This is a genomic window from Chroococcidiopsis thermalis PCC 7203 (genome assembly GCF_000317125.1).
GTDB lineage: Bacteria > Cyanobacteriota > Cyanobacteriia > Cyanobacteriales > Chroococcidiopsidaceae > Chroococcidiopsis > Chroococcidiopsis thermalis.
Map to the genome: position 1 here is coordinate 3,333,824 of NC_019695.1, position 18,064 is coordinate 3,351,887.

Annotated in this window: 15 protein-coding genes, 1 pseudogene and 1 riboswitch; of the genes and pseudogenes, 9 read left to right on the forward strand and 7 right to left on the reverse strand. The window is 45.0% G+C overall.

Annotated elements, in window-relative coordinates:
* Window positions 1–190 precede the first annotated feature (190 nt).
* Window positions 191–1,438, forward strand: a complete 1,248-nt coding sequence (locus CHRO_RS14690; RefSeq protein ID WP_015155012.1) for a vWA domain-containing protein — start codon at window positions 191–193, stop codon at window positions 1,436–1,438.
* 109 nt (window positions 1,439–1,547) lie between these two features.
* Here the strand turns inward: CHRO_RS14690 and mltA are convergent, their stop codons facing one another.
* Entirely contained in the window at window positions 1,548–2,807 is a 1,260-nt protein-coding gene (gene mltA, locus CHRO_RS14695; protein ID WP_015155013.1) for a murein transglycosylase A, read from the reverse strand.
* A 302-nt stretch (window positions 2,808–3,109) separates the two neighbouring features.
* Between mltA and CHRO_RS14700 the strand changes: the two genes are divergently transcribed.
* Window positions 3,110–3,883, forward strand: a complete 774-nt coding sequence (locus CHRO_RS14700; RefSeq protein WP_015155014.1) for a hypothetical protein — start codon at window positions 3,110–3,112, stop codon at window positions 3,881–3,883.
* Between the two features lie 79 nt (window positions 3,884–3,962).
* Here CHRO_RS14700 and CHRO_RS14705 read toward each other — a convergent pair.
* The 3 genes and pseudogenes from CHRO_RS14705 to mfd form a co-directional block, all read right to left on the reverse strand.
* Window positions 3,963–4,205, reverse strand: a pseudogene (locus CHRO_RS14705) (ATP-binding protein); the annotation flags it as partial.
* A 54-nt stretch (window positions 4,206–4,259) separates the two neighbouring features.
* Window positions 4,260–4,931, reverse strand: a complete 672-nt coding sequence (locus CHRO_RS14710; RefSeq protein ID WP_015155016.1) for a 2OG-Fe dioxygenase family protein — start codon at window positions 4,929–4,931, stop codon at window positions 4,260–4,262.
* A gap of 524 nt (window positions 4,932–5,455) precedes the next feature.
* On the reverse strand, window positions 5,456–9,127 hold the full coding sequence (mfd, locus tag CHRO_RS14715) for a transcription-repair coupling factor (RefSeq protein WP_015155017.1): 3,672 nt from the start codon (window positions 9,125–9,127) through the stop codon (window positions 5,456–5,458).
* Between the two features lie 415 nt (window positions 9,128–9,542).
* On the opposite strand from mfd, the gene CHRO_RS14720 reads away from it, so the two are divergent.
* Window positions 9,543–10,871 carry a hemolysin family protein gene (locus tag CHRO_RS14720; RefSeq protein ID WP_015155018.1) on the forward strand — a complete coding sequence of 443 codons (1,329 nt, stop codon included), beginning with the start codon at window positions 9,543–9,545 and terminating at the stop codon, window positions 10,869–10,871.
* A gap of 231 nt (window positions 10,872–11,102) precedes the next feature.
* Here the strand turns inward: CHRO_RS14720 and glgA are convergent, their stop codons facing one another.
* Complete coding sequence (glgA, locus tag CHRO_RS14725; RefSeq protein WP_015155019.1) at window positions 11,103–12,527, reverse strand: glycogen synthase GlgA; 1,425 nt, start codon at window positions 12,525–12,527, stop codon at window positions 11,103–11,105.
* Window positions 12,528–12,613: 86 nt separating this feature from the next.
* Window positions 12,614–13,603 carry a hydroxymethylbilane synthase gene (gene hemC, locus CHRO_RS14730; protein WP_015155020.1) on the reverse strand — a complete coding sequence of 330 codons (990 nt, stop codon included), beginning with the start codon at window positions 13,601–13,603 and terminating at the stop codon, window positions 12,614–12,616.
* A 100-nt stretch (window positions 13,604–13,703) separates the two neighbouring features.
* Here hemC and CHRO_RS34370 point away from each other — a divergent pair, with 100 nt between their 5' ends.
* The 6 genes from CHRO_RS34370 (at window position 13,704) to CHRO_RS14755 (ending at window position 17,290) form a co-directional block, all read left to right on the forward strand.
* Window positions 13,704–13,829, forward strand: coding sequence for a hypothetical protein (locus tag CHRO_RS34370; protein WP_255410053.1), 126 nt, complete (start codon window positions 13,704–13,706; stop codon window positions 13,827–13,829).
* Entirely contained in the window at window positions 13,819–14,265 is a 447-nt protein-coding gene (locus CHRO_RS14735; RefSeq protein WP_015155021.1) for a Spy/CpxP family protein refolding chaperone, read from the forward strand. Before CHRO_RS34370 ends, CHRO_RS14735 begins: the two co-directional genes overlap by 11 nt.
* Window positions 14,266–14,432: 167 nt before the next feature.
* Window positions 14,433–14,626, forward strand: a riboswitch (cobalamin riboswitch).
* A gap of 42 nt (window positions 14,627–14,668) precedes the next feature.
* A complete protein-coding gene (locus CHRO_RS14740; RefSeq protein ID WP_015155022.1) occupies window positions 14,669–15,652 on the forward strand; it encodes a sirohydrochlorin chelatase in 984 nt (327 codons plus the stop codon).
* 210 nt (window positions 15,653–15,862) lie between these two features.
* Window positions 15,863–16,153 (forward strand): regulatory protein SipA, encoded by a 291-nt coding sequence (gene sipA, locus CHRO_RS14745; RefSeq protein ID WP_015155023.1) that lies wholly within the window; start codon window positions 15,863–15,865, stop codon window positions 16,151–16,153.
* A 35-nt stretch (window positions 16,154–16,188) separates the two neighbouring features.
* Complete coding sequence (locus tag CHRO_RS14750; RefSeq protein ID WP_015155024.1) at window positions 16,189–16,746, forward strand: peroxiredoxin; 558 nt, start codon at window positions 16,189–16,191, stop codon at window positions 16,744–16,746.
* Window positions 16,747–16,813: 67 nt separating this feature from the next.
* The gene (locus CHRO_RS14755; RefSeq protein WP_015155025.1) at window positions 16,814–17,290 is read left to right on the forward strand and encodes a hypothetical protein; all 477 of its coding nucleotides are present in this window, start codon (window positions 16,814–16,816) and stop codon (window positions 17,288–17,290) included.
* A 131-nt stretch (window positions 17,291–17,421) separates the two neighbouring features.
* Here the strand turns inward: CHRO_RS14755 and CHRO_RS14760 are convergent, their stop codons facing one another.
* Complete coding sequence (locus CHRO_RS14760) at window positions 17,422–17,982, reverse strand: hypothetical protein (protein ID WP_041462485.1); 561 nt, start codon at window positions 17,980–17,982, stop codon at window positions 17,422–17,424.
* Between the last annotated feature and the right edge of the window lie 82 nt (window positions 17,983–18,064).

Sequence of the window (18,064 nt, forward strand, 5' to 3'; positions counted from 1 at the left end):
CACTCAAATTTGGTTTTAGAAAAGCTTCTATAGCCCCCCTTAAAAAGGGGGGTTGGGGGGATCTCTCCAGTCGCAGTCAAAAAGTAAAATGATAAAAATAAACAAACTTAGGGCGATCGCCATAGTAAACTTGCAACAGGACTTGCAATATAAGTATCAAAAAATATAAGTAGTAAGTCAAAGATAGATTATGAAAATAAAAACAGTTTGCGCTTCACTACTTTTAGTATTAATCCCTTTATCGCTTGCCATCAGCGGCTGCGATGCTGAAGAAAACAATTACGCAAATAATTCTGATGTAACTTCTACTACTCAGACTACAGAAATCAAGACAAACTTAATCCAACCAGATCGATCTACCGAAGATCCGTATGCAGCAGAAGCCTATTACCAGCAGCTATTGGCGCAATATGGGGAAAATTATCAAGAGTGTTTAGAGCCTGTATCAGTTAATCTCGATGCGGTTACGAACTCAAATGCTTCTAAGGTAGATCCCACAGAAAAAATTACTAAAATGAAGCAGCAGAATAAAATATTTGTGTTAGACGCTTCTGATTCTATGCGAGTGTTTACAGGTAGCGGTACGACAAAATTCGATATTGCTAAAGCTGCGATCGCTCGTTTTGTCAGTACATTTCCTTCTACAACTCAAGTTGGAGTTAATCTATTTGGCGATCGTAGCGCCGATGCAACAACAGATCCAACTACTGTATGTGCTGCTAGCGAAACTATGTATTCCCTCATACAGTTGAGCAGCTTAATTTTAGCACCAGCCAACGAACCCACCTCAGAGGCTGAGTTTCAACCAATTTATAAACCAATAACGGCAAGTCTATCAAGATTAAACGATATTCTAAGCGATCGCGATGGTGCTAGCAATCAAAATATTATTTATTTAATTACTGATGGGACAGACAATTGTAATGGTGATGCTGTAGCAATTGCCAGAGAACTACACAATTCTCCGGCAGAAATTACGATAAATGTAATTGGCTTAGATGAAAACGAAACCACGCAGCAGCAGTTGCAAGCCATAGCTGAAGCTGGCGGAGGTGAGTATTTTCTAGCGCGCGATGCCAATGAATTCAATACTGCTTTTGAACGGACGCAAGAGAAAATCGAAGCAGAAAAATATACAACAATTCAACTAACAGAAAATCGACCTCAACCTCCTACAAGTTCTAATCCTAACATCAATCAGATTACAGCCTGTACTACAGTTAAAATGAATCGCGAGCTAGGTCAAATTATTAGTCAGGTTAATCGTTTATCTGCACTCCAAGGAACAAATCTTAAGTACAATAATCATGTTTTAGCCCGTTTGAAAGAAAGGCAAGAGCGGATTACCGCATGGCGCGATCGCCTATTAACTAATACTGGCAATCCTCAAATAGATTTAAATTTATTTCGGCAGGAATTGGCACAGGCAACGCAATAATTTGTCATTTGTGAGTGGCTAGTGGCTAGTGGCTGGTGGCTAGTAGTAAATGGGGTGTGGGAAGTGCGGGAAGTGCGGGGAGTGTGGGGTGTAGTGGATTGTTAACTGCTCAGGAGTCAGGAGTCACTGATAACTGCTCCCTGCTCGTCCCTGCTCGTCCCTGCTCGTGCGCTCCCTTTAACAACAAATAATAAAGTTGTCCGTTACTGACTGTAACTCCAGCACGCTTTGCGGCTAGATCGCCTGTTCCCATAAAGTAATCGACTCTACCCGCTCCTTTGATGGCGCTACCCGTGTCTTGATTGAGGACGTAGCGGCTAACAGTACGCTGTTCTAGCTGTCCTTGCCGATCGAAATAAGGAATTTGAGTATGAATCAGCGCTAAAGCACCAGGCGGCGTAAGTGATTTATCTGTGGCGATCGATCGCTCGGCTGTGACTGGTACTCCCAGATATCCGTGAGGTGCAGCGTTGTTTGTGGGTTGAAAAAAGACAAATGTACGATAGCGGGGTAGATATGTATTTAATTCTGCTGGGTGTTGGCGAAAGTATTGCAATACAGCAGGTAGAGTTAACCCATCGGCGGGAAGTTTGCCATCTTTAATCAGTTCTTTGCCAATACTGGTATAAGGAAACTCAGTTTTTCCGGCATAACCGACAGTCATGATACTACCATCTGTCAGGTGCAGGCGTGCCGAGCCTTGGATGTGAACCAGAAAGGCTTCTAGGCGATCGCGCAGCCAAACCAGTTCTCGTCCGTGCAGCCGACTTTTCGCTCCCAATAAACCGTTCTCGCCTTCTAATTCAGCTCTGGTAGGATGGGGTTCAGTCCACGAAGCAAAGTCGGGTGGGAGTCGATAAAGAGGATAGCGATATTCAGCCGTTTTAACGCGGCTGGCAGGATAGATCGGCTCGTAGTATGCAGTAAATAGTACCTCACTCTTACCGTCTTGTGCCGGAAATTGATACAGTTCAAATTCTTGCTGAACGGCGGCTTGTAGTTGTTCTGGAGAGTGGGAGTTAATCACCAACTGGCTAAATCGCACTAAACTACGCCAGACACGATCGCGGGTAATCTCGCGTAGGGGATACTGTTGATAAGCTGCAATTGCTTGCGGCGATCGCAAATATCGCAAACTGTTATCGATCGCTTTGAGTAAAGCTTGGCGATCGCCTTTTTTACCTTGACCCCAAATCTGTTCGTCCCAACCCAAGCGATCGGATTTTTGTTGTATATTAGCAGGTACGAGCTGGACTGTGGCAGCACTAGCATGAATTGTAGAAGTGTGGGTAGAAGCGTTACCTGTAACGTCTGCCGACAGTGATTGAGTCAGGACTAAGGTAAATAGTGCTATTGTCTGTTTCATCATTTGAGCGATCGTCAATAAAATTTAATGTTATTCCGTAATTATTAACTCGATCTCAGACCAGTAAATAGTGCGATCGCATTTAAATTTTTCAGTTATTTCATCGTTGTAATTCTGCATGAATAACTCAAATATCAACATTGTAAAAAGGAGTCAGAATAACTCAGAACTTGTAAATCCATTAGTTGTAAATCCTATTCGTCTGATAGTAGCCCGTACAAGGAAGATAATGCTAAATTATCTAGCGATCGCTTATACTAAAACAGTTGTACTAACCCAAGCCTTAAGGCAGATAGAATGTAACTATGGCTGCATTTGATGTAGAGCATTCAATTGATACCAACATAAAACTATCATCAATATCTACTTCAGAAGGGGTAGAGATTCTCCGCGAACAAGTAGAGATTCTCCACGAACAGATGGAGTCTTTACATCGAATGGTAGAACATCTAGGAGCAGAGTTACTTAATAAGCAGCAACAAATACAAGCTCTAGAGCAAGAATTAGAACAAACAAACAAAGAATTGTGCCGCGCACTCGCCCCGCACCAGCAAGAGATTACCCCAGCAAAAGATTACCAAGGTGAAGCACTCGATCGGCAAGTTCCAGTCAGCGAGTCTTTAGCTGCACTATTCAATGCTACTTCCGGTCGCGCCATCCCAGCAAAGAAACCGGAGGTAGAAGAGGCGATCGCCAACACAGCTATTTTGCCAGATATGGTAGCTCAGCAAATCTTAAATGATTCAAAAGAATTAAAAGCTCATTCACAGCAACTTGGTTTTCAATTCAACAAGCTTGGATTTCAGTTTATTGGTAATAAAGCTAATTTCATGCAATTTCAAGAGAAAGTAGCTCGGAAATTAACAGAATTGCCGCAGCAATCTGATAGTCTAACGAGTGTATCTCAGAATTTGCAAGCGCATCAAACAAGAACCGAGGCAAACGTAACGCAATTTCAAAAACATTTGGAGCAAACCAAAAATTTGTTAAATAAATCCAAGATTTATGTAAAATTAGTAAAGTCGAGATCGGCAAGTTATTCCAACTCAAAAAAATCTGCGAAAGTCGATTTAAGCTAAGCTTAAATCGACTTTCATCTAAGTAGAGAATCTGATTATTTTACTGCCCAATTTTAAGAATGCTGTTATTTTAACTTTCTCATTTCTGCTTGAGCGCTAACAGCAAGGTGAAGTAAAAAGCACTGCCTTCGCCTAAGATGCTTTCTGCCCAGATTTGCCCTCCATGTTGGCGGATGATACTGCGACAGATGGCTAAACCTAAACCCTTGCCTCCTTTTTGACAGGAATCAGAAACATCGACTTGTTGAAATTGTCCGAAGATTGTTTCTAACTGATCTGCTGGAATGCCTCTGCCTCGATCTTTAACTTGAAATAGGACGTAGGGTGTAGGTTGTGGTAAGGGCGCACATCTGTGCGCCCCTATAAGTGACAACGACTACGACAGCAGACTCGGACAAGTTAATACAAACACGTCCCTCGTTCCATCTGTCTCATCATTTAGAGGTTTAACGGGAGTCGTGTAATGGAAAAATTCGCGATCGTTAAGTAGCAAAAGTTCTCCAGGGTTGAGGGTTTTATTAAACACAGGACTTTCCTTTTTAGATCTGTATAAGTGCGTCTCTCCCCCTTGGACGTTATTACGTCCGATAGAAAAGATCGCAATCAGATCTGTCCCATCACGGTGAATTCCCTCTGGTGCTGGATTGCCAAAATTGGTTGCCGAACAAGTTGTTCTAATTTGATGCACGCCAATTTCCCGAGAGTCAGAATACAATTTACAAGCATCATTAAAGGCAAACAGCAATCTTGTAAAATCTTCATGCACTACCAGAGCATCATCAATTTCATGGAACTCTCTTTGAATATCTCCTACTACAGGATTATATTCTTTGCTTTGAAATAAGCGACCGTGAGGTAATTTCACCACTTTTCCGTCTGTTATGCTAAAACGGGATAAACGGCGGCGGCGATAGTTACCCTTAATGTATGGATCTACTGGCAAATCTTGGAAAAAGCGCTGCAACTCTTCTAAGTTGATAAAATTTGCCTTTTGTAATGTAAATAATAAGTCGTAGCCTAATTTTTTTGAATTTAGTACTTTTTGCATAGAAAACTAATCCTTTATTTTCGATCCCGATCGTTTCTGCTTATAGAAACAATCCATATTTATAGTATAATTTGGATTTTTAAAACTGCTGTTAACTTCATTACAAAAAGTTTCAATTTATTAACAAAATGGCAAAATTGTCTCAAAGAATACTAAATTTTCTTCGAGCCATATTTTGTAAGTAAAAATACTAAAATCGTGTTTAAATACTGCGTAAGCGTTGCTCAACGAAGTTATCGCTTGCCAAACTGAAGACTACAATTTTTTCTGTTCTACAAGCGATCGATATGTTTATACGGTAGGTTACTAACCAATATGCACGTATGGCAATTTAGGTGGGGGAAATCAAAGCGTAGAGTGGGTTTTTCATCTAGCTGTTCGTATAGCAATCCTATTTGATTCATGAACGTGGAGCAGGCTTCTAGCCTGCCGCAGGCTAGAAGCCTACTTTACAAATCATTTAGAACTGCTATATATGCCAGAGTCCCGCGATAAACCCGCCCCTACAAATGACCCATTACCAATCAAACCATTACCGTTTCTGGAACTGCACCTTGCATCTTGCTCAAAGCATCAATTAAAGTTTGCAATTGTTGTTCCGTTTTGAGGACTGCTAAACCGCGCACGGTGACTTTACCAGGCGAGTAAACAAAGCGCGATCGCAAACTATCAGGTAAGTTGGCAATCATCAAATTCCAAGCTGGTTCTTCCATTGCAGTTTCTAAAACTACGTGCTGTTTACCTTCGGGTTTGATGCGGCTAAATCCTAATTTTCTCGCTAGTTGTTTTAATTCCATGACGCGCAATAATTGAGTTGCACCTGTGGGAATTGCCCCGTAGCGATCGCTCCAATCTGCGGCAAGTTGGATTAACTCTTCCTTAGTTTTTGCCGCTGCTACAGCCCGATATGCACTCATCTTCTGGTCTAAATCGGTAATGTAATCTGTGGGAATAAACGCTGTCAAATTCAAATCGATTTGCGTATCTTCCACTTGCGGAATTTCCTGACCGCGAATTTCGCGCAAGGCTTCTTCTAACATTTCCATATACAGGTCGAAACCAATTGCATCCATTTGACCGGATTGTTCTACGCCTAACAAATTTCCCACACCGCGAATTTCCATATCGCGCATTGCCAAGTGATAGCCAGAACCGAGTTGGGTGAATTCTTGAATTGCCCGCAAACGCTGCCTTGCGGTATCGGATAGCGCCCGTTGTTTGGGATAAAATAACCAGGCATGAGCCTGAATTCCTGCCCGTCCGACACGCCCCCGCAACTGGTAGAGTTGGGATAAACCGAAGCGGTGAGCATCTTCAATTAGAATTGTATTCACACGCGGGATATCTAAGCCCGATTCAATAATCGTGGTGCAAACCAAAATATCGGCTTCCCCATTACTAAAGGAAAGCATTGTTGATTCTAATTGGTTTTCATCCAATTGTCCGTGTCCGACAGCAATTCTCGCCCCGCCAACAATTTCTCTTAAAGTCGCTGCTGTCTCTTCAATTCCTTCCACACGCGGAACGACATAAAAAACTTGTCCGCCGCGATCGAGTTCTTGACGAATGGCGCTACGAATTGATTCAGTATCGTAAGGTGCGAGGTGAGTTTTGATCGGTCGGCGGGAGGGAGGCGGCGTAGTAATCAAACTCATCTCCCGAATTCCCGACAATGACATATACAAGGTGCGGGGAATGGGAGTCGCAGAAAGAGTTAGCACGTCTAACTGAGTTTTCAAAGCTTTAATTTTTTCTTTCTGATTGACCCCAAATCTTTGTTCTTCGTCGATTATCAATAGTCCCAAATCGCGGAAGCTGACACCTTTACCTAGTAGTTGGTGCGTCCCGACCACAATATCTAATTCACCCGTCGCCAATCGCTTGAGTAGATCTTTTCGTTCCTCGGCACTCCGAAAGCGGTTGAGTAAGCCGACGTTTACCGGATAAGGGGCAAAGCGTTCTTTTAACGTGTGATAGTGCTGTTGCGTCAGAATGGTGGTAGGGGCAAGGAAAGCTACTTGCTTACCTGCTGTGACAGCTTTGAAAACAGCGCGAATTGCTACTTCAGTCTTACCAAAACCCACATCGCCACAGACTAAACGATCCATCGGGCGATCGCTCTCCATGTCGCGCTTGACATCTTGAGTTGCTTTGAGTTGGTCGGTTGTCGGTTGATAGGGGAAAGAATCTTCTAATTCTACCTGCCAAGGAGAATCAATTGGATAAGCATAACCCGATTGTTGCGATCGCTGAGCATATAATTGCAGCAGATCCACCGCTAGTTTTTTAATTGCTTTTCTGGCACGGTTTTTCGTGTTTGCCCACGCCTTACTCGACATTTTGTTCAGTTCTGGCGGCTTGCTGTCGGTGGCGCGAAACCTAGACAACGAACCGAGTTGATCGGCGGCGACGCGCAACAAACCATCGGCATATTGCACGACTAAATATTCTCGCGTTTCGCGATCGATCGTCAGACTTTCCAGCCGCAAAAACTTGCCGATCCCGTGATTCCGGTGAACGACAAAATCCCCCGGACGCAACTTATTCGGATCGACTTGCTTCGAGGCGGCGCGGCGGCGCTTGCGGATGTAGCTAGGGGTAGCGAGGCTGTGCTGACCGTAGAATTCGCGGTCAGTCACCACCATCAGACGAAATGTAGGCAGAATAAAACCTTCTAATTCTGCTACCCCCGAATATTTCAACGCCACAGGTGTACGCTGAAGTTGCAATTTATCGATCGCCTGAAAATCGCGAGGATTGGGGATAAATTGGGCGGGACAATCATGTTCTTGCAATAGGGAGACAGAACGGGATGGTTGAGCCGAAATCAGCCAAGTTGAAAAACCGCGATCGCGTTCTTGTCGAATTGTCTCTGCTAACTTCCCGAACGCATGAGGCGTAACGGGAATCGAACGACTGGCAAGATTGAGGGGAGTCACATAAGCAGAATTAGCTGAGGAGCTTTCTTCAACTGCTAATTCCGATAAATATAATTCTTGAAATCCTTGGGCTGTTGCTAAAGAGTCTTCAAATGTGCGGTGAACTCTTGGTAATTGGTAATTGGTAATTGGTAATTGGCGATTGTCTCCCTTGTCCTCCTTGTCCCCCTTGTCTCCCTTGTCTCCTTCTTCCCCGCTCCCGGCACCGAAGCGCTCCCTACTCCCTATCATCAACTGCCATTGTTCTTCAGAGTTCTCCACCCAGCGATCGCTATGTGCTTGACATAGTTCTAGTTCGTCAATGGTGATAATCGTATCTTTGGGTAAATAGTCAAGCAGGGATGCGGGTTGGGGGAAAGCTAAACCCAGAAAGCGGCGGCTACCTTCTGGGTCATTTCCTGCGTCGAATAGTTCTCGTTCTTCCGGGGAAAGGTAGGTTTTAACAATTTCTGTTTGTTCCTCCGTTAGTGCTGCTTTAACGATGGGAGCAAAATTGGTTGGCGTAAGCACGACTTGTGATATCTTGTCAAGTGCCGTGCCACCTACAGAACTGCGTTGAGTTGCTGGGTCGAACTCGCGAATTTGTTCGATTTCATCGCCAAACCACTCCAAACGCACGGGCAATTCGGAAGAGACGGGAAACACGTCAACGATATCGCCGCGCCTGCTCCATTGTCCTTCGGTTTCTACCGTGGGTACGCGATCGTAACCCATTGCTGCAAGGCGATCGCCAAAGTCACCCAAATCGAATTCCATCCCCTTACTAATCGTCAGACAATAGGGTTGAAACACGTCTGCTGGTGGTAAGTGGGGTTGTAAGGCTCTTTCTGTGGCGACGATCGCAATGAGGGGTGAGGAGCGAGGAGTGAGGAGTGAGGGCGACGCTTCCTTGTCCCCCTTGTCCCGCATTCCTCCCGTTTCCTCAATCAAATCTGCCAACACCTGCATCTGTCCCCAAGTCATTTCGGTTTCGGGGTCGAAGGGTTCGTAGGGCGATGCTTCTGAGGTTGGGTAAAAATGGACTCGATCCCATCCCATCGATTCGAGTTGAGCTGTCCAGCGTCCGGCTTCTTCCAGAGTGGCGCAGATAACGAGTAGGTGACGCTGTTGTGCTTGTGCTAAAGCCGAAGCCACCAATCCTTTAGGCAAGCGCGAAACGCCATTGAGAGAACAAACCTGCTGGCGATTGAGTTTAGATATGAGTTCGGTTGACAGTGGCGATCGCCCTAAGGCACGCACGATAGAAGAAAAAGCCATAAGTTATTAGCTACAGCAGACGGAAAGTTGCAACGGGATAGATGCTATTTCTCCATTCTAAAATTCTCAACCACAATAGGGGGAAGGGTAATCGGTAGTTGGTAGTTGGTAGTTGGTAGTTGGTAGTTGGTAGTTGCTCCGCGACTCTCCCTCAGCCCCCATTCTCCGAGAAGGGCTATTCTTCGAGAAGCCGCTTCGCGTCTACGCCCTACAGCTGGGCGACTCTCTCTTCCGCCTGCTCCCTAACTAAGTATAGTTACTTATACTACTCCTCCATCCAATTGAGATTCTATGAAAAATTGTTGCATCATGACCTGGAAGCGAGAAACTGGAGATGAAAAGATCTCCGATACTGGATAATAGGTAGCCAACATTCAGCACCGCTTGCCCAGAGTAGCAGCAACAATTAAAACTAATGTCCTCCATTTCTCTTGAAGTTCTGACGATTCTCCTACTGATATTTGCCAATGGCATCTTTGTGATGTCGGAACTCGCGATCGTCTCGGCAAGGAAGGTAAGGCTACAAAGTCTGGCTAACCAGGGGGATAAAAAAGCTCGTGTAGCTCTAGACCTGGCGAATGCTCCCAATCAGTTTCTAGCTAGCGTGCAAATTGGCATTACGCTACTAGCAATTTTATCTGGTGCTTTTGCAGAATCGGCTGTAGCAACTAGGCTGGCTCCACTTGTGAGTTTAGTACCTGGACTTGCGGCATACAACAGCGCGATCGCCTCTGTGAGTGCTGTTTTACTCGTTACTTATTTAACGCTAATTATTGGGGAACTCGTACCCAAACAATTAGCGCTCAATTACCCAGAAAAGATTGCAACTGTTGTTGCCATGCCGTTGCGGTTTTTGGCAAGGCTTGCTGCTCCTATAGTTTATTTGCTCAGTGCCTCAACCGATCTTGTCGTGCGGCTATTGGGGATTAGACCTTCGACAGATCCGCAAGTGACAGAAGAAGAAATTCGCGTTTTAATCGAGCAGGGTACGGAAGCGGGGACGTTTGAGGCTGCCGAACAGGATATGGTAGAACGGGTATTTCGGTTAGGCGATCGCCCCGTTAGTGCTTTGATGACACCACGTCCTGATATTGTTTGGCTGGACTTGGAGGACACCCCTGAAGAAAATCGCCAAAAAATTCTCGATAGCTGTCATTCCCGCTTTCCAGTTTGTCAGGAGGGTTTAGATAACGTTCTGGGAATTAGTCACGTTACCGATATGTTAGAGCGTTGTTTGTCCGGTCAAGCCCTCGACCTTACCGTATCGTTGCGACAACCCATATTTGTTCCCGAAAGTACTAGGGGATTAAAAATCTTAGAATTATTTAAGCAAACGGGCATTCACATGGCATTGGTGGTAGACGAATACGGCGTGATTCAAGGATTGGTGACGCTGAATGACATCATGGTGGAAATTGTCGGTGATGTCCCCAATGCAGGTGACTTAGAAGAACCAATGGCAGTGCAACGGGAAGATGGTTCTTGGTTGTTGGATGGGATGTTACCTGTAGATGAATTTTTTGAAATTTTTGATATTGAAGGAATTCCCAAAGAACATAGAGGTAGTTATCAAACTTTAGGCGGTTTTGTGATTACTCATCTCGGTCGCATTCCTGCTGCTACAGATAGTTTTGCATGGGAATTATTGCAGTTTGAAGTGATGGATATGGATGGTAATCGAGTAGATAAAGTGTTAGTTACTCCGATGGAAGGTAGAGGGGTAAAGCCAGAGAAGGAAGAGTAGGTAGTAGGTAGTAGGTGGTTGGTAGTTGGTAATAGCTTTTATAGTAGGGTGGGCAATGCCCACCACCGATCTACGTAAACATATCACCTGCGATCGCTGACGCTTTTACTATTTTGGTCAGGATGGATCGATTAATACATGACATCGACGGGGCGGGTTTATTGAGATTGTGAGCTGTGAGGAAATATTTCTAGTGAACCCGACCCTACAATGGATGTTTATTCCAATCAATTATTTGGGAATTAATTCTTCTGTTTGCGGTTGAGGTGTTTCTACTTCCTCAGTAGTGCCGTACATGGAGTTATACATTTTCACGTATTCTTTTGCCGACTGATACCAACTAAAGTCTTGTTGCATTCCCCGTTGTTGTAAATTTTGCCAGTTGGGTTTGTAGTGAAATCCTTCCCACGCACGTACCATACAGGTATAAAGGTCTAAGGGTTCGTAGCGATCGAAACAATAACCCGTACCGACATTATTTTCAGGATCGTGGGGACTTACGGTATCAACTAAGCCGCCAGTACGACGCACAATCGGCACGCAACCATAACGCAACGCCATCATTTGACTGATACCGCAGGGTTCAAATCGACTTGGCATCAAGAAGGCATCGCTACCAGCATAAATACGACGGGCAAGGGCATCATTGTAGAGTAAATACGTTGCCATCCGCCCGGGAAAACGCGATGCCATCTGCCATAATTGAGTTTCGTAGTAGCGATCGCCCGTGCCTAAAATAATAATTTGGGCATCGGTATACGAGAGAAATCGATCTAAAATTTGGATTGCCAAATCGATGCCTTTCTGTTCTACCAGCCGCGTCACCATTCCCACTAAAAAGGCTTTGGAGTTTACCTCTAACCCCACTTCTTCTTGAATGGCAACTTTATTTGGCTTCCGCTGTTCTAGCGTTTCAGTTGTAAAAGATTTAGCAATATATTTATCGTTTTCTGGGTTGTAAACATCAACGTCAATTCCATTAACAATACCCCATAATTTACCGCTAATAAAAGACATTAAACCTTCAAGAGTTTCGCCATAAGCTGCCGTTTGAATCTGTTTGGCATAAGTTGGAGAAACTGTATTCACGCGATCGGCAAATTGCACCGCCGCTGCCATTGTATTATGTCCTTGCATGTACCAAGGACACCACGTAATCTTCTCTAAATACCAGCGCCAGGGACCTTGATAAGCCAAGTTATGAATCGTAAATACGCTGGTAATATCAGGCGATTGGTGCATCCAAACGGGAATCATCCCTGTATGCCAATCGTGACAGTGGACAATATCGGGTTTCCAATAGTTCCAGCAAAATTCTGCTGCGCCGTTAGCAAACAAAGTGAAACGCCAGTGTTCGTCTTCCCCAGAATAAATGCGACGGGGTGCAAATGCCGGATGCCCGAATAAATACAAGGGAACATCAGTTCCAGGCAGCACGGCTTCGTAAACCTTAAAATCCTGAAACATGGCAGCTCCAGACCAGATTGGATCTTGGGGAATCTCCATTTTGTCTGGTAGAAAGCCATAATAGGGCAGAAAAATTCGCACGTCATGCCCCATTTCTCTAAGAATTTTCGGTAACGCTCCGACGACATCGCCCATTCCGCCAACTTTGGCGACTGGCGCTGCTTCTGCGGCAACAAACAAAATTCGCATGTTTAGTGAGTAGTGAGTGGTGAGTAGATTGGTAAAGGTCGCTCTGTATAGAGACGTTACATGTAACGTCTCTATACGTAACGTCTCTACAATACCTGTCCGCGTTGAATTTGCGCGAAGATTTCGGCTAGTATCTCTTGCGCTCCTTGTTGACGAAGGCGTTGGGCTAATTCGATGCCAAGCTTTTCTGCCTCTGTAGGCGCACCAGTTACGGTATCTTTAACCAATCTTTGCCCGTCTAAACTAGCTACCATACCCGTGAGAGTTAGCACATCTCCCTCAAGGCTAGTGTTAACGCCAATAGGCACTTGACAGCCACCTTCTAATTCCCGCAAAAAGGCACGTTCGGCAAGAGCGCGATCGCGTGTGGGTACGTCTTCGATCGCCTTAATTAGAGATAAGACTTCTTCGTCACCCTCACGACATTCTATTCCCAAAGCGCCCTGTCCGACAGCGTGCAAGGAGATTTCTGCTGGAATGACCCGATCGACGCGATCGCCTAATCCTAGTCTTTGTAGTCCCGCTACTGCCAATACTAGGGCATCATATTCTCCAGCATCGAGTTTTTGCAGGCGTGTAATTACGTTACCACGCACATCTTTAAATGCTAGGTGGGGGAAGTGATAGCGTAGTTGTGCCAGTCTGCGTAAAGAGGAAGTCCCGATGACGGCTCCTTCTGGCAATGTATCGAATTGTTTATCTTTATACTTAGAATGTAATACTAAAGCATCTGCCGGATTTTCTCTTTCTGTGACCGCTCCCAACATCAACCCTTCCGGTAAGCGAGTCGGCAAGTCTTTCAGGGAATGTACGGCAAAATCAATTTCCTGATTGAGCATCCCCACTTCTAACTCTTTAGTAAATAACCCTTTATCACCAATCTTGGCAAGGGCAACGTCGAGAATTTTATCCCCTTGAGTAGACATGGTGTGGACTTCAAAAGTGCGATCTGGAAAAGCTTTTTGCAGTTGTTCTTGCACCCAATAAGTTTGAACTAAAGCCAATTGGCTCTTGCGCGAACCGATGCGAATTGTGCGGGTAGGGCTGGAAACCGTGGGTGAGGCGTTAGAGGACATACTAAAGCAGCATTTATAGCTTAAATCTGAGTCACTCGATCTAGACTACCGCAGGACTGCACCCAGTGGTCAGTGACCAGTGACCAGTGACCAGTGACCAATGACCATCATGACTAAAGTAATAGTTAAATTCGTTACTTTCTCCACAGGCGATCGCGGTTTTTCGATTTTTATGATGGTGATATCAAATCTTAGAAACGCCAGAGAACGCTACCATGCAATTTAAACTTATCCCTTTATTAGCCAGCGCGATCGCCTTGAGTATTGCCACCGTACCGCTAGCAGCTCAAGCTGAACCCGTTGCACCAGGATTGCAAATAGCCCAAGCTCAAGATAAAATTCCACCTCGACTTGAAAAACTGGGGCTAACTCAGGAACAAAGAGATAAAATTGCCGAAATCCGTCGCAATACCCGCACCCAAATCGAAGCAGTTATGACACCAGCACAGCGGGAACAACTCAAAACCGTTAGAGAAAGCAGACAACGCCGTCGCGAAGCGTTAGCTTCTCTCAACCTAACTCCAGAGCAGAAAACCAAAATGCAACAAATTCGTCAATCTGCCAAATCTCAGTTTGATGCAGTATTAACCCCACAACAGCAACAACAACTACAGCAAATGAGACAAGAACGAGGCTGGAAGGGACAAAGAGGCGATCGCTAAGAAATTCGGAATTCGGAATTCGGAATTCGGAATTAATAAACCTCTTGCTACGCACCACGCACGACTCCCTGCTCCCTGATAACTGGTCACTGGTCACTGGTCACTGGTCACTGGTCACTGGTCACTGATACCCCCTCCCCCAGTATTTTTGTTGTAGGTCAAATCAGTTAAGATATCTAGGCACAAGTGAACTGTAATAGCATAGGGAAACATCGGTGTAAGTCCGAGGCTGTGCCGCAGCTGTAAATGATTTTGTCGCTTGTCATTTGTCACTTGTCATTTGTTGCTCTAACTGCAAATGATAAATGACTGATGAACGATGACGAATAGTAAGCCAGAATGCCTGTGCTGTTATCCGCTCACGCTATTTCCTGCGTCGCACGGGAAAGGAGCTAAAATCTCAATGCTTAGCGATCGCCATTTAACTCCGTTGGAAGATATTTCTTTGCAATTACCACCTCTGCCGCTACAGCGTCCTCTATTACTGATCGGTCATGGAACTAGAGATGAAGCTGGACGGCAGAGCTTGCTAGATTTTGCCTCTGCATACCAAGCTTTAGATACCTCTAGACCAGTTCTACCCTGCTTTCTGGAACTGACGGAACCAACAATTCAGGAAGGGGTAGATCGATGCATCGAGAAGGGTTTTACGGAAATTTCCGTGCTGCCAATTTTGCTGTTTGCCGCACGGCATAACAAATTTGATGTAACTAACGAACTCGATCGCGCTAGAGCCAGACATCCGCAGCTCAAATTTTACTACGGACGGCATTTTGGGATTACGCCCGGAATTCTCGATTTGTGGCGATCGCGTCTAGCAGAAATAGACCATCCTCAAATTCAGCGTGCAGACACTGTATTATTATTTGTCGGTCGCGGTTCTAGCGATCCTGATGCTAATGGCGACGCTTGCAAGCTCGCCCGTATTCTCTGGGAAGGTAGCGGCTATGCTACTGTAGAAACCTGCTTTATCGGCATCACGCACCCGCGCTTAGAAGCAGGGTTCCAACGTGCTTTACTCTATCAGCCAAAACGGATTGTTGTTTTACCTCACTTTCTCTTTACGGGTACGCTAGTTAAAAAGATTTTTGATGTCGCAGCTCAACAGCAACAAAAATATCCCCAAATTGAAATCGCTTGTTTGCCAGAAATAGGACTGCATCCGCTCCTATTTAGCATTCTCAGAGAGAGAGAAATCGAAACCCATTTAGGTCAAGTCCAGATGAATTGCGAGATGTGCAAATTCCGCCTAGCATCTGTAGCAGGTGACACGCATTCTCATAGCCACGACCATCACCATCATCACCACCACGACCATCACCACCCGCCTGTAGATCCTTACGCTAATGCGGTAGACTATCATCAAAAAATCTGGCAAGTTCCATAATGGATTTGGTAATAGGTAATGGGTAATGATGGTTGGTTATTAGTACAGTAGGGTGTGCAATCGCGTCGCGTAACGCACTTACGCATATTTCAGAAATCAAATATGAGTGCCTATAGTCATTAGTCATCCGTCATTTGTCATTTGTGAATAACTAGTGACTCACGACCAACGACCAATTACCAATTACCAATTACCAATTACCAATTACCAATGACAAAAGAATTCACCATAGGCGAAACGGTCCGAGTTATCGCCTTGCCACCTTACATTAAAACCGCCGAGCCGATGCCGATGCTGCGTCCTCCCGATACAATTCGTCTGCGGGAAGAAGGGATAGTTACGGATCGCCGTCCTGGGGGATATTGGGTCGTCCGGTTCGATCGCGGTACTTTTCTGCTCGATAGTCAATATATTGAGAGCATCACATCAGAAGCAGAATCACCACCTGCATCTCACGTAGAACCATCTTTACCTGCGGATTCCGATCGCAGCGATGACTAATGTAAACTTATGTTAACTGACTTGCAGTTGACATCATGATATCTCGTCGTACTTTTTTAACTTCTGTTTTTGCGTGTTGCTTGTCTATTTTGGTTTGGTGTCATTTTGCTACCCCAGCCTTAGCGCTTGGGGGTAAACTACCACCAGTGAACCAACCCGCACCGCAATTTACCCTACCTACCAATACGGGAGATGGAGAAGTTTCCCTTTCCGACTTGCGCGGTCAGTGGGTCGTACTTTATTTTTATCCCAAGGACTTTACAGCAGGCTGTACCCTAGAAGCCAAGCGGTTTCAGCAAGACTTACCCAAATACATCGACAAAAATGCTCAGATTATTGGCGTGAGTGCTGATTCTATCGATTCCCATGCTGAATTCTGCGATTCAGAAGGGTTAAAATTCCCTTTGCTTGCTGATACCACAGGGGAAGTGAGTAAAGCATACGGTTCGTGGATTGGTGTTGTTTCGATGCGTCATAGTTTTCTCATCGACCCAGATGGGATTTTACGCGAAACTTTTGTGAAGGTAAATCCTGCCATTCACAGCACGGAAGTTCTAGCACGGTTAGAGGAATTACAAAAAAACACTGCCTAAAAGCTAAAGTGTAGAGACGTGCCATGTTACGTCTCTATTTTTTTCAGCTTAGTTTTCAGCGTGTCTTATGGACTTCGAGCCGAAATACCAGCCTATTAGACGGAAAGTCAGGTATCAAGTCAGCGATCGCGAATCGATTGAAATTACCGATCGCAAACCTTTAGAAATATTACGAGATACGGAAGGATTAATCCGCCGTCAAGCTGTAGCCGCGATCGTCCCAGTTGTATCGCAGCCATTAGCAGCTAAAATCGAATCGGCTTCAGAGGTTGCGGAAGACTCGTTAAGCGTGTTAGCAGAAATCGATCTCGATGCGATTAGCGATGTGGAGTTACAGCCAGCCAGAATCTTAGTTGGCTTGAGTTTTGTTGGTTTTGGCGCACTGGCGATCGCTTTACTAACCTTGTTTATTTACACCCTGCATCCTCAACTTACCCGCCAGCAACAAATTCACCAATACTGGTATCCTTACGTCTTTTTTGTCTCTTTAGGCGTGACAGGGTTGCTAACTTTAGGGCGAGAAATTATGCGTTTTACCAGATAGGGAGCAGGGGGAAGAGAGCTGAGGGAGCGATCGGGAGCGCAAGGTTGCTGAGGGAGAGTCGCAAAGAAACCTCTCGCAAGAGCGCAAGAGCGCCTTTCACCAACTACCAATTACCCATTACCAACTACCAATTACCGCATCATCCCAAACTGACTTCCGCCACGAATCATCGATTTGCTGTTGGCATCAAGATCGATCTGACATTGAGTCGGAATAGCAGTGAAGTCACAAGTGTAAGTGGCTAGAAGTTGCTTTTGCTCGTTGAAAACTCTCAAATTATAGCCGCGATCCATAGCATCAGTACCAAAATGATGCACGAACTCGTATTGTTGAATATAGTCTAAAGAATTCCAATTTTGCCGTTTTACTTGCAAGTCGATGCGTCCTGAATCGCCATTTTGTTGAGCGGGATAAGCCAGCCAATGACTCAGCAAATCTCCACCAAACTGCTCTTTTGCCCACCACAGACTGGGAGTTGTCACAGTGTCTTGAACAGTGTCTTGAGATGCAGTATTTGGCGCGATCGCGCGATCGTTTTGGTCAATTGTCGCTCGCGTTAAACCCAGTTCTAGCAGAGCTTGAGAAGGCTGAGCCGTAACTATTTGTAACGTTGAGTTTGAGTTTGGCAATGGCGCGATCGCCCCCAAGCTTATTCCCAGTAATATTCCTGACGATTTCCAGAATGAATTCATCACCCTTGCTGCTGGCTGCTACTTTAACTTGTATCTCGACTTTATTAACATAATTTCTGCTTAGTGGCAAGGAAATTTATGA

Excerpts from the sequence above, each read along its gene's own strand:
- CHRO_RS14690 (WP_015155012.1), top strand. The coding sequence starts at position 191 with ATGAAAATAAAAACAGTTTGCGCTTCACTACTTTTAGTATTAATCCCT.
- mltA (WP_015155013.1), bottom strand. The coding sequence starts at position 2,807 with ATGATGAAACAGACAATAGCACTATTTACCTTAGTCCTGACTCAATCA.
- CHRO_RS14700 (WP_015155014.1), top strand. The coding sequence starts at position 3,110 with ATGGCTGCATTTGATGTAGAGCATTCAATTGATACCAACATAAAACTA.
- CHRO_RS14710 (WP_015155016.1), bottom strand. The coding sequence starts at position 4,931 with ATGCAAAAAGTACTAAATTCAAAAAAATTAGGCTACGACTTATTATTT.
- mfd (WP_015155017.1), bottom strand. The coding sequence starts at position 9,127 with ATGGCTTTTTCTTCTATCGTGCGTGCCTTAGGGCGATCGCCACTGTCA.
- CHRO_RS14720 (WP_015155018.1), top strand. The coding sequence starts at position 9,543 with ATGTCCTCCATTTCTCTTGAAGTTCTGACGATTCTCCTACTGATATTT.
- glgA (WP_015155019.1), bottom strand. The coding sequence starts at position 12,527 with ATGCGAATTTTGTTTGTTGCCGCAGAAGCAGCGCCAGTCGCCAAAGTT.
- hemC (WP_015155020.1), bottom strand. The coding sequence starts at position 13,603 with ATGTCCTCTAACGCCTCACCCACGGTTTCCAGCCCTACCCGCACAATT.
- CHRO_RS34370 (WP_255410053.1), top strand. The coding sequence starts at position 13,704 with ATGACCATCATGACTAAAGTAATAGTTAAATTCGTTACTTTCTCCACA.
- CHRO_RS14735 (WP_015155021.1), top strand. The coding sequence starts at position 13,819 with ATGCAATTTAAACTTATCCCTTTATTAGCCAGCGCGATCGCCTTGAGT.
- CHRO_RS14740 (WP_015155022.1), top strand. The coding sequence starts at position 14,669 with ATGCTTAGCGATCGCCATTTAACTCCGTTGGAAGATATTTCTTTGCAA.
- sipA (WP_015155023.1), top strand. The coding sequence starts at position 15,863 with ATGACAAAAGAATTCACCATAGGCGAAACGGTCCGAGTTATCGCCTTG.
- CHRO_RS14750 (WP_015155024.1), top strand. The coding sequence starts at position 16,189 with ATGATATCTCGTCGTACTTTTTTAACTTCTGTTTTTGCGTGTTGCTTG.
- CHRO_RS14755 (WP_015155025.1), top strand. The coding sequence starts at position 16,814 with ATGGACTTCGAGCCGAAATACCAGCCTATTAGACGGAAAGTCAGGTAT.
- CHRO_RS14760 (WP_041462485.1), bottom strand. The coding sequence starts at position 17,982 with ATGAATTCATTCTGGAAATCGTCAGGAATATTACTGGGAATAAGCTTG.